The following is an 18,444-nucleotide window of genomic DNA, read 5'->3' as shown; positions in this document are numbered from 1 at the left end:
CGGGCGGTGCGGCTGAGGCTGACCGGCAGTGGGGGCGGCGGGCGGTGCGGCCGGCGCTCAGCTCTCCGCCGGTTTGCGGTCGACCGGGGTGGGGACCTCGATGGGGCCGCCGCCGCGGCGGCGGGGGCCGGACCAGGGCGCGGGTACCGCGTCGATGCGGTAGGCCAGGGCATAGGCGACCGCCTCGTAGTTGACGCGCCAGCCGCAGAAGTGCGGCCAGGCCTGCTCCGGGTCGCGCGCCATGGTCACCCCGCGCTCGCGCATCCGTACGACCCCGTCGAGGAACTCCTCGTAGGTCAGCTCGATGGGGTCGTCCGGCAGCGGATCGGGGTCGTAGGCGATGCCCTCCTCGTGGGCCAGGTCGCGCAGGCAGTTGAAGCCCGCGCGCAGCGTCACCCGCATCTGGGTCTGTGGGGCCGTGGGGTTGAAGGCCAGGTGGAGCGCGGCGGCGTCCAGGACGGCGAGGAGGCTGATCAGCCAGTTGCGCTCCCAGCTCGGTGAGCGGAAGTGGATCAGCCCGGGGTGGTTGGTGTGGCTCTCGCTGACCTCCGCGGCCCAGCGCTCCCAGTCCCGGAACAGGTCGGGCAGGGTGTCCACCAGGTCGACCTGGGCGTGCCGGGCCAGCAGCTGCGGACCCCAGGACGGTACGCCGCCGCGGATGCGCAGCAGGCTGACCTCGGCCTCCCGGCGGGCGTAGGCGGCGTAGAGGGTCGGCAGGTAGCCGATCTGGAGGCCGATGACGATGGGGCCGGTGGCCGCCGCGCAGAAGTCCACGGCGGTCAGCTGGCCGCGGTCGACGCTGGCGAAGCCGAGGGTGAGGACGGAGGAGCCGGCTTCGCGCAGGGCGACGGTGAGCGGCATGCCGGAGACGCCGTGTTCGAGGAGCCCGTAGCCGAGGAGGAACAGCAGCAGCCAGATCACCAGCAGGAACAGCATCGCGACCGGTGCGGCCGGGGCCAGGACGCGGTCCTTGAGCTGTTCGGTGGGCATCCGGTCGGCGACGAACCGGTAGGGGGCCCGGATCAGGACGCGCACGATCCGCGGCAGCTTCGAGCGCATGGCCCGGGGCGTCACCAGGGCCTGGGTGACCGACACGAAGGTGCCGAGGACCACGAGGAACCCGACGGCCGAGCTGAGTACCCGCACGCTGCGCCCTCCGCCTCGGGGTGACCGGCCTCCCCCGGCCGCCTCATGCCCCCGGCCGCCTGATATCCCCGACTACCTCACATCCCCGCGCCCGCGGCCATCGGGCGGCGCCCATCCGGTCGGCGGACCGCACGGCGCGCCGGCCGCGCCGACGGCGGAGGCGATCCGGCCCGTGAAGATCCGACCCGTGAAGATCCGGCCCGTGAGATCCGGCCCGTGAGATCCGGCCCGTGAAGGGGCTCGCCGGCCTCCCCCGCCGATTCACAGCGGATTCATATGGATTCCCCGGCTCCGGTCACAGGTTGCCCCGTGAGGCTCGGAGCATGATCCAGCGCCTCCCCTCCCGACCGGACCGCCGCGCCCGTGCCCGCGCCCGTGCCCGTGGCCGGCGCGCTGCGCGGATCCTGCTCGCCCTGGCCACCATGACGGCCCTGCTCGGCATGGACGCCCCCGACGCGTCGGCCGGACCGCCGCTCGGCGTCACCGTCACGGCGGCCGCCGACGAGACGGCCGGGCGGGTGGGGGCGCTCTTCGCGGGCGGGCTCGACGGCGGCCACTTCTGCACCGCGTCCGTGGTGCGCAGCCCGGACCGCGACGTGATCGTCACCGCCGCGCACTGTCTGGGCAGCCCGGACACCACCGTCTTCGCCCCCGGCTACCGCGACGGGGAGGCCCCGTACGGCCTGTGGAAGCTGACCGGCACGTACGTGGCCGCGGGCTGGACGGACGGCGAGGAGGCCGACGCCGACATCGCCTTCGCGACGGTGGCCCCGCTGGACGGCCAGCAGCCGGACGGCCACCCGCTGAACGGCCGGCAGATCGAGGACCTGGTCGGGGGCTTCCCGGTCGCGGCGGAACAGCCGGCCGATGCCACGGTGTCCATCGTGGGCTACCCGAGCCGCGAGGAGGCCCCGCTGTACTGCGCCAACGCCACGACCCTGTTCTCAGCGACCCAGCGCCGCGTCGAGTGCCCGGACCTCGGCGGCGGCACCAGCGGCAGCCCCTGGCTCGTCGACGGCGCCCTGGCGGGCGTCCTCGGGGGCCACGAGGGCGGCGGGACCGTCCCGGAGGTCTCGTACAGCGCGGTCATGGGCGGGCAGGCCGTGGAGCTCTACCGCGAGGCCTCCGGCCACGGCTGAGCCGGGGCGGTGGGCGCCGGGGCGGTCGCCGCCCGCGGCCGGGCGGTCAGTTGCCGGGGCCGACCGGGGCGGGGGCCGCGAACCAGGTCGGCTCGTCCCGCAGGGCCTGGCGGATCCGGTCGACCGCGAAGGACTCCAGCGGCTCCGGCAGCGCGTCCGGCTCGAACCAGGCCACCTCCAGCGACTCGTTGTCGTTGACCCGTGCCGCCCCGCCCGTGGCCCGGCAGCGGAAGGTGATGTCCTGGAACTGGCAGACGTCACCGTTCGGGTAGGTGATCGGCGGGAGCATCTGCACCAGCACCACCCGGTCCGGTACGCACCGCACCGCCGTCTCCTCGTACACCTCGCGCACCGCCGTGTCGGCCGGCTGCTCCCCCGGCTCCGCGATCCCGCCGACGACCGACCACCGTCCGGTGTCGGCGCGTCGGCCCAGCAGGACCCGCCCCCGGTCGTCGACGACGACGGCGGTCACCCCGGGCAGCAGCAGCAACTGGTTACCGGCGGTGGCGCGCAGGGTACGGATGAAGTCAGGTGTGGTCATTCCCCGACCCTACGAGGCCCTGCGCATCCGGCGTGCGAACGTCCAGCCGAGGCCGGCCGCGGCAACGGCCAGCAGGAGGTACTCGGCGAGCGGACCGAAGCGGGTGGCCGGGGTCTGCGTGGAGCGCAGCGGGATCTCCGCGACCAGGGCGTCGGCGGTGAACAGCTTCGTCTGCTGCACGATCTCGCCGTCGGGGCGGATCACGGCGCTGACCCCGCTGGTGACGGGGACCAGTACGGTCCGGCTGTGCTCCACGGCCCGGACCCGGTCCATGGCGAGCTGCTGGTAGGTCATCTCGGTGCGGCCGAAGGTGGCGTTGTTGCTGGGTACCGCGATGACCTGGGCGCCGGCCCGGACGGTGGAGCGGACCGCGTCGTCGAAGGCGGCCTCGTAGCAGGTGACCATGCCGACTCCGCTGCCCGCCATGTCGAAGACCCCGGGCTCCTTGCCGGGGCCGAAGTCGCGCCGCACCCGGTCCACGTCGGAGCTGAAGAGCCGGACGAAGGAGCGCATCGGGATGCGCTCGCCGAAGGGCTGGATCTTGCGCTTGTCGTAGGTGTCCACGGGGCCCTTGACCGGGTCCCACAGGATCATCGTGTTGCGCAGCGGGCCGGTCTCCGGGGCGAGGACGGAGCCGATGGCGACGGGCACCCCGATGGTCTTGACCGCGTTGTCGATGACGCCGTAGGCATCGGGCTCGGTGTATGGGTCGATGTCGGAGGAGTTCTCCGGCCAGACGACGAAGTCCGGTTTCGCGACCTTGCCGAGCTTGATGTCCTCGGCGAGCTGGATCGTGCGGTTGGCGTGGTTGTCCAGGACCTGGCGGCGCTGGGCGTTGAAGTCGAACCCGGCGCGCGGGACGTTGCCCTGGATGACGGCGGCCACCACGGTGCCGTCCTCGGCCGCGTCGGAGACCAGCGGCCGGGCTGCCAGCGCCCCGGCGAGCGGAGCGGCCACGGCGGTGGCGGCGAGCAGCGCGGCGGTGGCCCGGCGGGTGTCGGCGCCGACGCGCAGGACCTCGTACAGGCCGAATCCGCACAGGGCCACGGCGAAGGAGAGCAGCGGGGTGCCGCCGAGCGCGGCGAGCGGCAGGAAGACCCCGTCGGGCTGGCCGAAGGCCAGCTTGCCCCAGGGGAAGCCGCCGAAGGGGGCCCGGGCGCGCAGTGCCTCGCCGGCGATCCAGACGGCGGCGCCCCACAGCGGCCAGGCGGGGAGCCGGCTGACGAGCGAGATGCCGAGGGTGGTGAGGCCGATCAGCAGGGATTCGAGGGTGACGAGCGCCAGCCACGGCACCGGGCCGACGCCCTCGCCGGTCCAGACGAGCAGCGGCAGCAGGAAGCCGAGGCCGTGCAGCACCCCCAGGCCGAAACCGCCGCGCGCGCGGCGCCCGTACAGGCACCAGCCGAGCAGGGCGAGGGCGAGGGTGGCCAGCCACCACAGGGGGCGGGGCGGGAAGCTGAGGTAGAGGAGCACGCCGGACAGGACGGCGGCCCCGGGCCGCGCGGACCGGCCGGCCCACCGGCGCGCGACGGCCCCGGCCTCGGGCGCTTGCGCAGGCCGCCCGCCGGCTCCGTCTTGCCCCGGACCCTGCCCTTGGGACTCGATCCCGGCTTCGTTCCCGGCTTCGTTCCCGGCCGCGCGGGTCGCACTGCTGCTCATCTGGCGGAGTGTACGTCCCCTGCCTGTGCCGGCGGCGGAGTCAGTGGGCCAGGGCACGCAGATGGGCGCGGATCACGAGGACCGCGTTCTGCGCGTCGTCGACCGTCACGGTGAAGAGCTTGCCGTCGCCGAGCCGCAGCTCCAGTCCCTCGCCGCGCCGGACGATGATGGCGGTGCCGCGCTCGGGACGCCAGCGGTAGCCCCAGCCGCCCCACTGCTGCGGGGTGATCCGGGGCACGTACTCGGCGGCCTCCACCTCCGTGAGCCGGATCCTGCGGCGCGGCAGCCCGATGTGCCCGCAGCGCACGTCGATGGCCTCGGCGTCGACGGTGACGGCGGCGTGCACGAAGGCGAGGGTGCCGAAGAGGATGAGCAGGCCCGCGGCGAGGCAGCCGATCACCGCCATGAGCAGCGCGACGATGCCGGCGCCCCAGGCGTGGCCGACGGCGAGCTGGATTCCGAGCGCCAGACAGGCCGCACCGGCTCCGGCGAGGATCCACTGCGCACGGTTGGAGGCCCGGCCCGTCCAGAGCGGACCCGGGGGGTGACCCGTCATGTGTAGCAGCGTACTCACGTTCTGCAGGGACGCCACCGGCCCTCTTGACCTGAATCGCACTTGAGGTCCTACGGTCACGGACATGACGAACAACGAGGCGGCAGAGGTGTCAGGACAGACGATCCCGGAGCGCTATCGCACGGCGGTGGTGCCGCACATCATGGTGGCCGACGCGGTCGGCGCCCTGGATTTCTACGTACGGGCCTTCGGGGCCGTGGAGGAGTTCCGGCTGGACGCACCGGGCGGCGGCGTCCTGCACGCGGAGATCCGCATCGGCGGGGCGGTGCTGATGCTGGGCGACACCGCCGAGGGCGGGTTCACCGCGCCGACGGCGCTGGGCGGGACCTCGGTGGCGCTGCACGTGTTCGTCGCGGACGTGGACGGACTCGTCCGGACGGCCGCGGCGGCGGGCGCGGAAGTGCTGCAGGAGCCCGCGGACCAGTTCCACGGCGACCGGACGGCCCACCTGCGAGACCCGTACGGACACACGTGGATCTTCTTGACCCACCTGGAGGACATGTCGGGGGAAGAAGTGGAACGCCGGCTCGCCGCTGCCGGGACGGCCTAGCCCGGACGGGCTGACCGGGACCGGCTCACCGGGGACGGTCTGACCGGGACGGGCTACCCGGGCAGCAGGCCGACGAGCGCGTCCCGCAGGGCCGGGTGGCGGACGGTCATGAAGCGGTGCAGGGTCCGGGAGCCGAATGCCGCCCGCTGGGCGCTGCGGCGGCGCTCGCCGTCGTACGCGCGCAGTGCGGCGGGCAGGCTGCCGGCGCCGTGGGCGGCCACGGCCCGGGTGAAGGCCTCCGCGTCGAGGAGAGCGGTGCAGGCGCCCTGGCCGAGGTTCGGGGTCATGGCATGCGCCGCGTCGCCGACCAGCACGACCGGCCCGGGCCCGGCCGTGCGGGTGAAGGAGGGCAGCGCCGGGTGGAGGTGACGCATCCGGTAGCGGATCCAGGTCTGCGGGTCGGTGTCGGCGAGCACGCGCGGGATGGGGTCGTGCCAGTCGGCGAAGGCGGCCCGCAGATCCTCCGCCGTGGTGGCCTCGGGCACGGTGGCGTACCAGTTGGTGCGGCCGGGTTCGACCGGGGTCATCCCGAAGAAACGGCCCCGGCCCCAGGTCTCGCCGTAGACGCCGGTCTCGAACCCGGCGGTGCCGATCCAGGCCGTGGTGCCGAGCTCGCGCGGCCGGCTCCCGCCCTCGAAGTGAGCGCCGCGGACCGCGCTGTTGATCCCGTCGGCTCCGACGAGGAGGTCTGCGCCCTGCGCGGCCGAAGCCTCGTAGGCCCGGCCGTACGCGATGTCCGTGCCGCCGAGCCGCGCGAGCTCGGCGAGCAGCGCTTCGATCAAGTAGGGCCGTGAGATGAGGAGTTCGGGGCGGCCTGCCGTACGTTCGATCCGCTCCAGCGGGAGCGCGGCCAGGACCCGGCCGTCGGGGCGCCGGATCCGCGCGTCGCGGTACGGGACCGCGCGCACCCGGAGCGCCCCGCCGAGGCCGAGCCGGTCGAGGGCCGCCTGAGCCGTGGGGTGGATGCCGAAGGCGGTGCCGTACCGCTCCGGCTCGGCCCGGCGCTCCAGAACGGTCACCTCCCATCCGGTCCGGCGCAGGCCGATGGCGGTGGCGAGACCGCCGACCCCGGCGCCGACGACCACCGCCGAGCCCCGCTGCGCACCCCTGCCCCCAGCACTCACGCCCATGACACACCCCTCCTCCGCGCCGCCCACCCACCACCACACCCGTGGTGCCACATCTGTGGTACCACGGGTGTGGTTAAGCTGGCAAGGTGAACCAGGACCGAAGGAACCGGCTGCGGGACGCGGCCATCACGGTGCTCGCCGAAGCGGGCGGGCGGGGGCTGACGCACCGAGCCGTCGACGCGGCGGCCGACGTGCCGCTCGGCACCGCCAAGAACTACTTCCCGACCCGCGACGCGCTGCTGCGCGCGGTCGCCGAGCGCTGCCTGGAGCAGTACCGGGCACTCGCCGACCGGCTCGCGGGGGCCGGCGCCGGCCCCGCCGACCGGGCCGGACTCGCCGCGCTGCTCGCCGGCCTGCTCCGCGATACGGCCGGAGCCGGGCGGCCGCGCGTGGTGGCCTACTTGGAGCTACAGGCCGAGGCGACCCGACGGCCGTGGCTGGCGCAGCTGCTGGACCCGATCGCGGCGGCGGACTTCGCGGCGTTCGGGCACCTGCTGGCCGCCGCCGGACTGCCGGCCGGTCCGGAGCACGCCCGCGACCTCACCCTCTCGCTGCACGGAGCCGTCCCCCACCTCCTGACGGGCGCCCCGCATACCCTGGCCGCGGCCGGGCTCACCGACCTGGACACCTTCACGCGCGGGGTGCTGGACCGCGTATGCCCCGCACCACAGGAGGGGACCCCGTGACCACCCGGACCACCCGGACCACCCGGATCGACCGTGCCGTCGGAGCCGTGCTCGGCTCGGCGGCCGGGGACGCCCTCGGTGCGCCCTACGAGTTCGGCCCCGCCGGGCAGTTGAGCGCCCGAGGCGAGGAGATGCGCGGAGGCGGCGGCTGGGATCCGGGCGAGGCCACCGACGACACGCAGATGGCGGTACTGGTCGGGGAATCCCTGCTGGACTGCGGCGGGCTGGAACTCCCCGACGTCTTCGGCCGGTTCCGGCGCTGGGCGGCCGGGGACCCCAAGGACATCGGGCTGCAGACGAAGACCGTGCTGACGAGCGGCGACCCGTGGGACCTGGCCGCCGCGCTGCACTTCCAGGTCGGCGCGCGGGCGGCGGGCAACGGTTCCCTGAAAAGGCTTCCCAATGGAGAAGTCAAGCCTCGGAGCCCGTGTTGAGCCCGGCGGACCGCGTCCGGCGAGAGTGACGTTCAATTAGCGGGTCGGGAAGGAAGCCAGGGCAAGATCCCACTGGTCTGCTGCGTGAAGCAGTGCAGCCGTATGCGTCCGTACTTCCACGAAGTACTGGTAGATGTCCGGCCTGTCATCGCCCTGGTGCCATGGAGGTATCGCTTCTAGGGACAGGTGGAGGCGAATCGTCACCCCGGTTTCGTCTCGGTAGGCGAGACTGAAGGCCAGGACTGGTTCGTTGAACCATGTATCCGGGGACAAATAGCCTTCGGCATCAGGCCGCGTCACAGCTACCGTCCCTGCGGCTGCCGCACGCATCCACGCGCTGACCTCGCGGGCTTCGTCGGTCAGCAAAGCCGGATCGCTGAAGGACCAGCTTCCGTCGGGAGTCGTCACCGTGCCACCAATGACGAGCCAGTTGTCGTCGTAGCGGTCGCCCTGGGCCGCAGAGAACTGATAGTTCAGTGGGCAGAGCTCGACGCTGTTTGCATGATCACTCAAAAGCACTGCCGCAGGATGTCACGGCCCTCCCGGCTTGCCCAGCATTGGCCGACGATCAGGGCGACGCCGTGACAGGCGGCGGTGTGATCTCGTGGAGGCGGCGGTCTCGGATCAGAGCCCACAAGACGTTGACGCGGCGGCGGGCGAGGGCGATCACGGCCTGGGTATGACGCTTTCCCTCGGCTCGTTTGCGGTCGTAGAAGGTCCGGGAGTTCGGGTCGTAGCGGACGCTGGTCAGGGCGGACATGTAGAAGACGCGCTGGAGACCGCGGTGGTAGTGGCGGGGACGGTGGAGGTTGCCGCTCTTCTTCCCCGAGTCGTGCGGCGCCGGCGCAAGCCCGGCGAACGCGGCCAGCCGGTCCGGGGTCCCGAAGAAGTTGAGGTCGCTGCCGACTCCGGCGAGGAACTCGGCGCCGAGGAGCGGTCCGATACCGGGCATGCTCGTGATGATCTCCGCAAGGTCGTGAGCGCGGAAGCGGTCCTCGATAAGCTTCTCGTTCAACACCCGCACGTCTGCGGCGAGAGTCCGCACCAGCTGGGCGATGACCGCCTCGCCGGGGACCGCGGTGTGCTGCTGTTCGGCGGCCGGCTCCGTGCCCTCTTCGCAGGTCACAGTCCCTCTCCTGCCACCGCGAGAGACGTGGCACGCGTCAAGAGTAGGGACAGGGAGAAGACAGGGGGGATGGAGCAGGCGACGGGGTCGTACCGGATACGGGCGGAGCGCCGGCGCGCGGTGCGCGGAACCGGGGAGGCCCGGGACGATGGCTGGATGCGCACCGAGGCGGACGGTCAACTCCTCGCGCTCGCGACGCGGTACGGGACGCTGACCCTCCAACAGGCGGCCACCGCGTGCTGGGGCGGGAGGCGCGAGACGGCGCGCCTGCGGATCCGGGTGATGGCCGAGGCCGGGCTGCTGGACCGCTCCGCAGAGGTGAGGTGGGCGGGCCCCATCGTGTGGACCACCGAGCGCGGAGCGCACATCGCGGGCACCCGGTTGTCGGGGCCGTCCCGCCCGGGCGAGCGGCTGCTGCACCGCCTGGCGGCCGCCGACGTCGGGCTCGCCCTGGAGACGGCCGGGAACACCGTGCTCACCGAGAGGGAGGTCCGCACGGCGGAGTCGGTCCCCTGAAGGCCGGCGGAGCTCCTCGCGGACCTCGGCGTGCCCGGAGTACACGAGGGTGCCCGGCGCGGGGAGACCCTCACGGTCCCGTCCGGCGCCCGCGCGGTGCACTGACCCGACCTGGTCCTGCTGTCGCCCGCCGGCCCGGTGGCCGTCGAGGTCGAGCTCACCCCGAAGACCCGCAGCGAGCTGCGGACGAACCTGCGTGCCTACCGGCTGGCCCGCCGTCCGGTCGTCTACCTCGGCACCGCACCGGTCGTCCGCCAGCTGCAGGGCCGTCCCGGCCCGGGCGGCTGGTGGATCGACGGCGTCGCCCAGGAGGCCGGGCTCCTCCCGTCCGGAGGGCCCGACCCGGGCACCGGCGGACTCCTGCGCGTACGGCCGCTCACCGTCACGGACCGGGGCGTCGCCCGTCAGGTCAAACTCCAGGCCGGACGCACCGCGACCTGGCGTGACCCGACCGCGCGGAGTCCGTACACGCCGCGCGGACCCGCACCCGGGTGGGAATGGGCGGGTGCATGAGGGGAACGGGGAGACGTCGGGCCCATCCCGTATACGGCACTCCTGACCTACTCCAGCGCCCATGGGCAGACCTCATGACGCAAACTTCCCTTCGCCTCATCGAAGCCGCTCACCGCCAGACCAACGGCGACATGGAGGTTGAAAGCCTGGAGGAACTACGAGAGGACGGGAAGGAGATACATCGCGCGATTGCTGCCGACCTGGTGAAATGCACGGAAAAGCTCGACGGCACCACTGTGCTGTCCGTGGCGTACGCCCCAGCACCTGGCTTGCCCGCTGACAGGTAGGTGAACCGGCGCGGGTGACGGGGCCGGGCCCTCACGGATTCAAGATCATCCCATGGCCCCTTCTGGGCTCACCTCGGCGATACCCCTTGTCCGGGCTCTGGGACCAGATCGGGAAGGATGTCCTGCCGTCCCACGGGACTGGACAGCGGCGCATGGACCCCGCTCCGGCAGGAGGCCTGGTGCTTCTGCGGTCAGCTGGGTCTTGTGGCGACGAGCAACGCCGCGACGGTGACCACGAGTGCCATCGCAGCGAGCGCCCGGTCCTGTCCGCATCGGCAGCGACAAGGCCCTTGGGGAGGATCGCACCGGCCAGTAGCAACTCCGCGTAGAGGGCACGCCGCACTCGTACTGACCGACCTCGATCCGGCCGGTTGGGTTACGGAAGAGGATGTCGCACACCCGAGGCCGGGGGCGGGCCGTCGTTTCAGCGTTTGACGCGGTTTCGGACGGCGAGGATCGCGAGGCCCAGGAGGATGGGTTCGGTGAGGCGGGAGGTCATCTCGATGTAGGTGCCGGCGGTGGTCAGGTCCTGGCCGGAGGAGCGGAACACCACCGAGTTGAGCGTGACGTTCAGCGCCTTCTCGAAGCGCTTTCCGGTGTACCGGTTCCCGGTGGGGTTCTGGGGATCGGCTTTGTCCATCTCGAAGGTGGCCTTGCCGCCGCCGGCCGGCACGGTGCCGGTGGCCCGCTGCTTCGGGTCGTCCTGGGGCAGCCCGAATCCCATCATCAGCACGATGGTGGCCAGCATGGTGGCAGCGAGCCAGCCCAGGGCGCGGGAGGCCCGCAGGCCGTAGCCGGACATCGCCCAGTAGGCGGTCAGAGCTTCGCTCGCTTCGGGGGATGTCGTCAGCGTGGCGGCGCATCTCCATCTCTCCGTAGTAGAAGTCGGCGGCTCCGGGCTCGTGTTTGCCGTCCTCGAACGGTTTGCGCAGCGCCCGTAACACCGGCGCCAGCTGCAGCGGCCCGACACGCCCGGCGCCGGACGCGGCCCCGTTCCAGCCCGGGACCGCTGCAGGCCGTCTGGCGCGCCAGTGGTGCTCTTCGGCGAGCGTGCGGCGCTGGGTGAACTGCACTGGGCGCCAGCCCCGCCAGTGTCTGCCGGACGGGACTGCGGCGAAGGAGCAGGCGCCCTCCAAGCGCACCTGGTCCAGGTGCACGGTTCCGGTGAACAGGCACTCCGACAGGTTGATGTCGGACAGGACGAGGTGGGCCGCGTCCACTCCGCGCAGCGAGGCCATCCGCACGGAGGCATCGGATTGGGTGGCGAAGAGGGTCTCTGCCGTCTGCTGTCCGTCGAGGTTCAGGAACGGGTCCGTCTCCGCTGCGATGGTGAGGGGGTACTCGAAAACAGCGTGGGCGAAGTCCACCCTGGTGTAGCGAAGACGTATCTCGGCCGTAGACGACCAGCGGGTGCGTCGACACTCCAGGTGTCGCGCGGCGAACGCGAGGGTGACCGGACTACCGAACACCGCCCCGGACAAGACGACCCGCCCGGCACACGCCAACGGCCCCAGACTGACCGCCCGCTCGAAGGTCGCCGACCCGAAATCGGCGTCGCCCTCGAAGATCGCCGACCTGAAGCCGGCGGCGCCCTCGAAGATCGCCGACCTGAAGCCGGCGGCGCCGAAGCGGGGGTATCCGGTCGCGGGGTCGTGAACTGCGTTGAGGAGGTCGGCGAGAAGGAGCGGGGTGAAGGTGGTGCCGCTGTGGTGATGCTGCTGCCGGGGGCGAGGCTGGTCAGGTAGGTGTTGCGGTCGGCGTCGATCAGGTGGGTAAGACATGCGGTGTGGCCGGGCACGCGAATGCCGGGGCAGCCGACCGGGTCCTGCGGGCTGCTGCCGTGAGCACAGTGCGGCCAGACCGGCGGAATCGGGAGGGGTGCGGGATTCGGCTGCGGCATCCCCCGGAGGACGACTAGGTACAGCTGGACGGTTGCGGGCCGCGCCGCGGGGCGTGCGAGGCAACAGCCCGGCAGCGCAAGCAGACGTTTTCGTGTTCGCCGCTTCGGGAGAACAAGGCCCTCTAGCGGGGTCGCTACTGGCCGGTCCGATCCTCCCCAAGGGCCTCTCCCCCCATCACACAGCAGCGAATCGGCTCCGGTGAGGTGCCGGGGCGGCCGGAGGGTCGGGCGCGTCAGGGAATGGGTAGCGGAAGGCCGGACCTCTGCGGGTGCCGCAGTGCTGCCCTCCGTCGTAGACGTGCATGGTGCACGTCTACGGTTCCCGGGCGGCCTGCATCGGCGTAACCGTCAGCATGTTCTCGACGCGCTCGTACAGCCGGCCGTGACTTCTGCGAGTGCTGTTGTCGACGGTCACGAAATTCCCCATGGCCTGGTTTGGTCCGGGGCTGTTGGGAGTCGCTAGTGTGCTGCGGTGATCGAGATCCCCGAGAGGTTCACGCAGAGCACCATCGAGCGAGAGGGTGAGCACGGTCGAGCCTGGGTTGCGTCGCTTCCTGCTCTGGCTGGTGAGCTCCTGGAGCAGTGGAACTGTCGGCCAGCCGGGCCGGCCGGGCATGGCCAGGTAGGGATCATCGTTCCGGTGCGGTCAGCTGACGGAGCGTCCGCGGTCTTGAAGATCTCGTTCCCCCATCCCGGCAACGTCCACGAACCGGACGCCTTCGCGGTCTGGGGCGGACGCGGTGCCGTGTTGCTGCACCAGCGTGACGACGCGCGCTTTGCCATGCTGCTGGAGCAGGCCGGGGACGGCACCCTGGTCAGTCTCGACGATGTCGACGAGGCCGTGGCCGTGGCCGGTCAGCTCGCTCGGAGGCTTACCGTCCAGGCCCCACCCGACCTGCCACGCCTTCGCGATCAGGTTGCGAGATGGGAGAAGGACCTTCTCAACGGCGCCGAGCGGCTGCCGCGTCCGTTGCCGCAGCGCGTCGTGCAGGCAGCGGTCGCGACCGTCCGAGAACTCGGTCGCGACCAGCCGGACACGCTCGTCCATGGCGACCTGCACTTCGGGAACGTGTTGCGGGCCGAGCGAGAGCCTTGGCTGGCCATCGACCCCAAGGGATATGTCGGTGACCCGGCCTTCGACGCGATCACGCTGGTGCGGAGCCGGTTCGAGGACTTGCTCGCCGCCGATGACCCGAAAGCCGCTCTGCTGCGTCGCTTGGCCATCTTCGCCGACGCTGCCGAACTCGACAGCGAGCGCGTCCGCCGCTGGGTCCAGGCCCGCGCAGTGATGGCTGCCCAATGGGGCCGCGAGCACGGTGATCCGGCATGGCTCATCCAGGTCACCGACCGCATTGCCGAGCTGTTGACCTGATCGACGTCTCTCTAGCCCTTTGAGGGTTTGTCGGGCTTTTCGGTGGAGCTTCGGGTCGCTTGTTCGGCGGTAACTGGGGCCGTTCATGATGACCTGGTGGCTGGTGTTGATCAGCCGGTCGAGGAGGGACTCGGCGACGACGGGGTTGGGGAAGAGCGGATACCAGTCGCTGGGCGCCCGGTTGCTGGTGATGATCAGGCACCGGCCTTGCCGCTCGCTGACCAGTTCGTAGAGGTCGTCGGCCTGGGCCGCGGTGAGCTGGCGCATCGCAAAGTCGTCGAGGATGAGGACGTCGGGGCGAATCAGCTCGCGGATCCGCTTCTCCCAGGTGCGGTCCGCGTGGCCGCCGGCCAGGTCTGCCAGGTCTGCCAGGTCTGCCAGGAACCGGCTGGTCTTGGCGAAGCGGACCGAAACTCCGGCAGTGATCCTCGGTCTCAGTCAGACTGCCGAAGAGAGAGTCACGCCGCCCTCGCGGTCACCGTCCCCATGGGGAATTTCGTGACCGCGAGGGTGGGGAATTACGTGACGCCGAAACCACCCCCAGCTGGGAATTTCGTGACCGCTGACAGCTGTGACCGGGAACGTACGCCGGGTTGGTGCGAGTTGTCTTCCTGCCGGGGGATGTGACGGCACTCGCAGCTGGGTGTGGTGCCCGGTATCCGTTACGGCTTGGTGGTCACCGTGGCGGTGAATCCGCAGCATTCGAACTTCTGGATCGGGTCTCCCGAGGTCTTCGTGATCTTCACCCGGTTCAGCCGTGCGGTGGTGTCGATGGCCGAGGCGATGACCGCGACGCCGCCCCCGCCGCCCCTGATGGTGTCCTTGACCGCGTCGAACGTGCCGTCTTGGAGGGCCATCCCGAAGTAGTCGTTGTCGATGAGGGTGTTGTGGCTGGTCTCCACCGTGCCGAACGCGTAGATGCCGAGCTGATTGCCGGTGAGGCGGTTCTTGGTGACCGCGACCCCGGTGTTGGCCAGGATGCCGGCGTGCTGGGTCTCGGTGAAGAAATCAGTGCCGCACCCCGGATCCGGCTCGCGGCAGGAGTTGTCGCTCACGGTGTTCTGCTCGGCCCGGCCGGTCGCCTCGACGAACTCGATTCCGTCGGTGGAGATGCTCTTCTGGCCGGTGACGACGTTGCGGAGCAACGTGGCGTTCGAGCTCTCGCTGAGCACGACGATGCCGGCGCCCTGATAGTCCGTGATCCTGGAATCCCGGATGGCGGCCGAGCCCGCGCCGACGGGAAAGTCCCCGATGAGGATGGCATTGGCACTCCTGAAGCACGGGGCCATCGGGGTGTCCTTGATGTGGGACACCGCCGCGTGGCTCAGGTCCAGGTGCGCTCCGCCCAGGACCCGGATGCCTGCTCCGAGCGCGCCCGCGTCGCAGGTGCCGGAACCCGGCCCGCTCACCGCGAGGCGGGAGATCGTCACGGACGCCGCATTGTCGAGGAAGACGATCGAGTTGAGGCCGTCGGAGCCCGGCACGAGGTTCTCGGGAGCGAGGATGGTGGTCTTCCCGGCCCCCGCCCCCGTGATGGTGAGGTCCTTGCGGATCGTCACCTGCTCCCGGTAGGTGCCAGGGCGGACGGCGATGTGGTCTCCGGGCTGCGCGGCGTCGACCGCGGACTGGATGGTCGGGTAGGCCGCAGTGGGGACGACCAGGTCGGGTGGGTTCGCCGCGGCGGATGCCGGCGCGAGGGCGCCGGTCGCCGCAAGGGCCATACCCCCGAGCAGCAAACCCATAATGCGTGCAGACCGCATGATGCTCCTTCAAGCCATCGGATAAGCAGGCGAATCCGACCAGGGCATACGCGCCGATCCCGCTTGCGTCGTACGCGTGGGGCCAGGCTGATTCGGCAACATCATTGACAGAGCGCGAGGCAGAGCCCCTGAGCTTCACCTGGGGAGGGCACTCATTGCAGTAGCGGACTCACCTCAACGGCCCACTGCGGACCAGGGCGGACACCATCGCAGCCTCACGCACCCCGTGGAGAGTCACAAAGGTGGTCTTCGCCTGCGCGGAGCATGAAGGGGGTACTCCGGGGTCCGGGGCCGTCCCGATGGCTCCGGCACGGCGGGGCGGCGTTTCATAGGTCGCTCATGAAACACCGCATCGCGCGGCGGCTCATCTTTTCGGCGATCATGTTTCATGAGTTGTTGCTTTACTCGTATGGCTGCCGCCAGGTGGCGGGTAGCTCCCTGTAGTCGCCATTGGCCCGTGGGGATGTCCCGGGGCCAGTTGACCGATAGCCGGGCTGGGGAAGCACTTTGGCGCCCGTCGGAACGCTGACCTGAGAGTCGGCTGAGTTCGGTACTCATGAACTGCCCGGGTCGGCTGAAGGGGACTCAGAGCGGATCCGTAGCAGTGTTCACCGGGTTGCGATGTAGGCGTCCGCGTTGGCGAGGGCCGCTTCGGTGGCCCCTGCCGTGAGGGCCTGGCGTATCAGGGTCCAGGGGGCCTCGGGTTCCTGGCCTGCGAGCTGCTGCAGCAGTTCTGCGGCGAGTGTGGTGGCCTGCTGGCGGATCATGGAGGGGATCTGGGAACGGAAGTACGCGAGGTCCTGGGCCATCATGTGGGTGGCGAGCAGGGTTCCGTGGGTCGGGTTGTCCACGGAGACTTGCTCCAGGAGGCGGATGGGGAAGTCCTCCCGCCTGGCCATGCGGGCGATCAGTGTGGCGGCCACCGAAGGGGCAAGATCGAGTGTGCCCGTAAGGGCCCGGGCCGTCACCTGTGTGGCATCACCCTGGGCGGATGTGGTCTCCATCAGGTACAGCAGGTCGGCTGCGCTACGGGAGTTGAAGCGCAGGAATTGGAGCAGGACCCGGGCGGCGACAGTGCTGTCGGCGCCGGCAACGTGCAGGAACGAGGCGGTGATCCGGCGTTCCGGGGTGTTGTGGCCGGTAAGGCTCCAGTCCACGGCCACGACGTTGAGGACGCGGGCGGTTTGCTGGTGGTCGCCCACCGCCATGCAGTGCAGGACCTCGGTACGGTGCGGCAGCTCCATCAGCAGGTCGGCCGGCTCTTTCGCACCCTGGCCGTCACGCGCGGCAGCGAGCAGGAAGTCGGCAGCGACCGGGGCCGGTGCCCGCGCCAGCAGCGCTTCGGTGGCCCCGAATCCGATGGTCATGAAGCCCACGGTGGTCGAGGCGCGCAAGACGGCGAGTGCCTGGGGACGGGGCACGGCCTGCAGGATGTCGGTGGCCAACGCTGTGTCGTCCTCGCCGAGCCGCCGAAGGACGACGGCGGCGAGCTCTGCGTGGCCCCGCAGGACGAGGGATCCAAGGACGGCCGCCAGCGTGTGCAGGTCCTCCGCGTCACCCTGCCGCAGGGCCAGGACCCCGTCGGCGGCGTTGGGGATGTGGACGCCGTCATGCCCGAGGCTCATCCCGCTGAGGATGTCGGTCCGCGCACTGTCGTTCTCCGGATCGGGCGTTGCCCGGACGAGGATGTCCGTGGCAGCTTGGGCCACGTCACCGCGGCGAACCAGCAGTGCCAGGCGCTTGCCCTCGAAGGCCGTCGGGTCGAGGTCCGCGATGCTCACCGCGGGTACGGCCGGCTCGGGCGGGTCCACAACGTCCGGCACGTCGGGCGGCAGATGACGTCGCACTGCGGCGGCGACATCCTCCGCACAGTCTTCCAGGGCTTGCATCCAGGTATCGGCCATGTCCCGGCGGCCCTGTGCGACTGCCGCCTGGATCACGGCGGCCGCCGCGCCCGGGCTGCGGTTCCCGATCTCCTTCAGCACCTCACCCACACCTGATGCGTCGACCGGGCCGGCATCGGCCAGGTGCTCCGCCACCAGCTCGTACCGGCCTTCCAGGACGAGCCCCAGCAGCGGAACCAGGGGTCCAGGACCGGGCAAGGGCCCCGGATCCGGATCCGGGGCGGGCAGCGCGGTGGCCGCGCCCGTGCCGGGTGCGGTGGTCCGCGACTTCTCCCAGAGTCCGTTGACCTCCTTGAGCCAGCCGTGCCGGTCCTGACCGCCCGTCTCCTCGATGCAGTACGTCACGACCAGCTCGACCACATGCCAGTCGGGTTGTGCCTTGTGCAGCAGGCGGTCCAGGGTCTGCCTCTGCATGCCCCGCCTCTGGGCCGCCTCGGCCAGGGCGCCTCCGGAGTTGTTGACGATCTGGTGGATCCGCGCGATGAGCTCGTTGGCCTCTGGTGACCCGTACGCCATCCGGGCCGGGTCCTCGGCCAGCTTCCGCCCGGGCCGGCGCTTCGGAGTCAAAGTCATCGAATGTCCTCCTGGCCTCGCGCGCCTCGGTGGCTCCGGACAATCCTCGCCCCTGCTGACCGTTCGCGTGATGACATTCGACAAAGTCACGAAAGTGCAGGTCAAAGCATTGACCGGCTTGGTGAATATTTTCCCGGCGCCGTAGAACTGGAGGCACCCACAAGGCCCGCCGGGCAGGCTCCTGCACCTTCGCCCCGGCGGGCCCCGATCCTCACAAGGGAGGGAACCCATGCTCGACCGAAAGCCGCCCACCGGCAACGGGCAGCAGCCCTACACGAACGACCCGGCCCCCCGCAGCCGCCCTCAGGGAGGTGCCGCGTGAGCGCACACTCCCTCCTGCTGCTGTTCCTCGCCCTCACGGTGCTCCTTGTGCTGTGCGCGGTCATCGGCGTCCTCGGCTACGGCACCGCCCGGTTGGGCGGCGCACCGGTGACCACCGCCTTCAACCGGGGTGCGTTCGTCTTCTTCTGCGCGCTGACCGCCGGCCTCGCCCTGGTCGGCATCCTCCTGCCCGCCATCACATAGGCGACGGAGGAAAGCGTGTCCTCTCGGAGGGTGCACACCCGGGAGGACACGTACGTCACCATCAGCATCAGTAGGGATCTAATTACTTGTAACAGACCTGAGCTCACCC

17 protein-coding genes and 3 pseudogenes are annotated in these 18,444 nt (G+C 71.0%); 9 read left to right on the top strand and 11 right to left on the bottom strand.

Features of this window, described 5'->3' with window-relative positions; translation table 11 throughout:
* Positions 1 to 57: 57 nt before the first annotated feature.
* Entirely contained in the window at positions 58 to 1,146 is a 1,089-nt protein-coding gene (locus MTF69_RS36725) for a hypothetical protein (protein ID WP_243340766.1), read from the bottom strand.
* Between the two features lie 323 nt (positions 1,147 to 1,469).
* On the opposite strand from MTF69_RS36725, the gene MTF69_RS36720 reads away from it, so the two are divergent.
* Entirely contained in the window at positions 1,470 to 2,285 is an 816-nt protein-coding gene (locus MTF69_RS36720; protein WP_243340764.1) for a serine protease, read from the top strand.
* A 46-nt stretch (positions 2,286 to 2,331) separates the two neighbouring features.
* Here the strand turns inward: MTF69_RS36720 and MTF69_RS36715 are convergent, their stop codons facing one another.
* The 3 genes from MTF69_RS36715 to MTF69_RS36705 are packed head-to-tail and all read right to left on the bottom strand — an operon-like array spanning position 2,332 to position 5,041.
* On the bottom strand, positions 2,332 to 2,826 hold the full coding sequence (locus MTF69_RS36715; protein ID WP_243340761.1) for an NUDIX domain-containing protein: 495 nt from the start codon (positions 2,824 to 2,826) through the stop codon (positions 2,332 to 2,334).
* Positions 2,827 to 2,835: 9 nt separating this feature from the next.
* Positions 2,836 to 4,485, bottom strand: coding sequence for an apolipoprotein N-acyltransferase (gene lnt, locus MTF69_RS36710; RefSeq protein WP_243340759.1), 1,650 nt, complete (start codon positions 4,483 to 4,485; stop codon positions 2,836 to 2,838).
* Between the two features lie 40 nt (positions 4,486 to 4,525).
* The gene (locus tag MTF69_RS36705) at positions 4,526 to 5,041 is read right to left on the bottom strand and encodes a hypothetical protein (protein WP_243340758.1); all 516 of its coding nucleotides are present in this window, start codon (positions 5,039 to 5,041) and stop codon (positions 4,526 to 4,528) included.
* A gap of 82 nt (positions 5,042 to 5,123) precedes the next feature.
* Here MTF69_RS36705 and MTF69_RS36700 point away from each other — a divergent pair, with 82 nt between their 5' ends.
* Entirely contained in the window at positions 5,124 to 5,609 is a 486-nt protein-coding gene (locus tag MTF69_RS36700; RefSeq protein ID WP_243340756.1) for a VOC family protein, read from the top strand.
* Between the two features lie 53 nt (positions 5,610 to 5,662).
* On the opposite strand, the gene MTF69_RS36695 is transcribed toward MTF69_RS36700, so the two are convergent.
* Positions 5,663 to 6,739 carry an NAD(P)/FAD-dependent oxidoreductase gene (locus tag MTF69_RS36695; RefSeq protein ID WP_243340755.1) on the bottom strand — a complete coding sequence of 359 codons (1,077 nt, stop codon included), beginning with the start codon at positions 6,737 to 6,739 and terminating at the stop codon, positions 5,663 to 5,665.
* Positions 6,740 to 6,825: 86 nt separating this feature from the next.
* Here MTF69_RS36695 and MTF69_RS36690 point away from each other — a divergent pair, with 86 nt between their 5' ends.
* Both MTF69_RS36690 and MTF69_RS36685 read left to right on the top strand, forming a co-directional pair.
* Positions 6,826 to 7,425: a TetR/AcrR family transcriptional regulator gene (locus MTF69_RS36690; protein ID WP_243340751.1), complete on the top strand. Its 600-nt coding sequence runs from the start codon at positions 6,826 to 6,828 to the stop codon at positions 7,423 to 7,425.
* Positions 7,395 to 7,838 (top strand): annotated as a pseudogene (locus MTF69_RS36685) (ADP-ribosylglycohydrolase family protein); the annotation flags it as partial. The gene MTF69_RS36690 and the pseudogene MTF69_RS36685, both read left to right, overlap by 31 nt.
* 57 nt (positions 7,839 to 7,895) lie before the next feature.
* Here the strand turns inward: MTF69_RS36685 and MTF69_RS36680 are convergent.
* On the bottom strand, positions 7,896 to 8,378 hold the full coding sequence (locus tag MTF69_RS36680; RefSeq protein ID WP_243340750.1) for a hypothetical protein: 483 nt from the start codon (positions 8,376 to 8,378) through the stop codon (positions 7,896 to 7,898).
* Positions 8,379 to 8,427: 49 nt separating this feature from the next.
* Positions 8,428 to 8,958, bottom strand: a pseudogene (locus tag MTF69_RS36675) (transposase); the annotation flags it as partial.
* Positions 8,959 to 9,054: 96 nt separating this feature from the next.
* On the opposite strand from MTF69_RS36675, the gene MTF69_RS36670 reads away from it, so the two are divergent.
* Positions 9,055 to 9,501: a hypothetical protein gene (locus tag MTF69_RS36670; RefSeq protein ID WP_243340747.1), complete on the top strand. Its 447-nt coding sequence runs from the start codon at positions 9,055 to 9,057 to the stop codon at positions 9,499 to 9,501.
* A gap of 138 nt (positions 9,502 to 9,639) precedes the next feature.
* Positions 9,640 to 10,014: a hypothetical protein gene (locus MTF69_RS36665; protein ID WP_243340745.1), complete on the top strand. Its 375-nt coding sequence runs from the start codon at positions 9,640 to 9,642 to the stop codon at positions 10,012 to 10,014.
* A gap of 711 nt (positions 10,015 to 10,725) precedes the next feature.
* On the opposite strand, the gene MTF69_RS43615 is transcribed toward MTF69_RS36665, so the two are convergent.
* The gene (locus tag MTF69_RS43615; protein WP_308401500.1) at positions 10,726 to 11,103 is read right to left on the bottom strand and encodes a hypothetical protein; all 378 of its coding nucleotides are present in this window, start codon (positions 11,101 to 11,103) and stop codon (positions 10,726 to 10,728) included.
* 647 nt (positions 11,104 to 11,750) lie between these two features.
* On the opposite strand from MTF69_RS43615, the gene MTF69_RS43610 reads away from it, so the two are divergent.
* Both MTF69_RS43610 and MTF69_RS36655 read left to right on the top strand, forming a co-directional pair.
* On the top strand, positions 11,751 to 11,957 hold the full coding sequence (locus tag MTF69_RS43610) for a hypothetical protein (protein ID WP_308401499.1): 207 nt from the start codon (positions 11,751 to 11,753) through the stop codon (positions 11,955 to 11,957).
* A 716-nt stretch (positions 11,958 to 12,673) separates the two neighbouring features.
* Positions 12,674 to 13,573 (top strand): aminoglycoside phosphotransferase family protein, encoded by a 900-nt coding sequence (locus MTF69_RS36655; RefSeq protein ID WP_243340743.1) that lies wholly within the window; start codon positions 12,674 to 12,676, stop codon positions 13,571 to 13,573.
* A gap of 120 nt (positions 13,574 to 13,693) precedes the next feature.
* Here the strand turns inward: MTF69_RS36655 and MTF69_RS36650 are convergent.
* From MTF69_RS36650 to MTF69_RS36640, 3 genes and pseudogenes are all read right to left on the bottom strand, one after another.
* A pseudogene (locus tag MTF69_RS36650) lies at positions 13,694 to 13,945 on the bottom strand (ATP-binding protein); the annotation flags it as partial.
* Positions 13,946 to 14,235: 290 nt separating this feature from the next.
* Positions 14,236 to 15,333, bottom strand: a complete 1,098-nt coding sequence (locus MTF69_RS36645) for a nitrous oxide reductase family maturation protein NosD (protein WP_243340742.1) — start codon at positions 15,331 to 15,333, stop codon at positions 14,236 to 14,238.
* Positions 15,334 to 15,941: 608 nt separating this feature from the next.
* The gene (locus tag MTF69_RS36640) at positions 15,942 to 17,810 is read right to left on the bottom strand and encodes a hypothetical protein (RefSeq protein ID WP_243340740.1); all 1,869 of its coding nucleotides are present in this window, start codon (positions 17,808 to 17,810) and stop codon (positions 15,942 to 15,944) included.
* A gap of 318 nt (positions 17,811 to 18,128) precedes the next feature.
* On the opposite strand from MTF69_RS36640, the gene MTF69_RS36635 reads away from it, so the two are divergent.
* On the top strand, positions 18,129 to 18,335 hold the full coding sequence (locus tag MTF69_RS36635) for a hypothetical protein (protein WP_243340737.1): 207 nt from the start codon (positions 18,129 to 18,131) through the stop codon (positions 18,333 to 18,335).
* The last annotated feature ends 109 nt before the right edge of the window (positions 18,336 to 18,444 follow it).

This window comes from Streptomyces sp. AP-93 (genome assembly GCF_022808175.1).
GTDB lineage: Bacteria > Actinomycetota > Actinomycetes > Streptomycetales > Streptomycetaceae > Streptomyces.
Note: the sequence above shows the minus strand (reverse complement) of the source record. Positions and strands in the feature narration are given on the sequence as shown.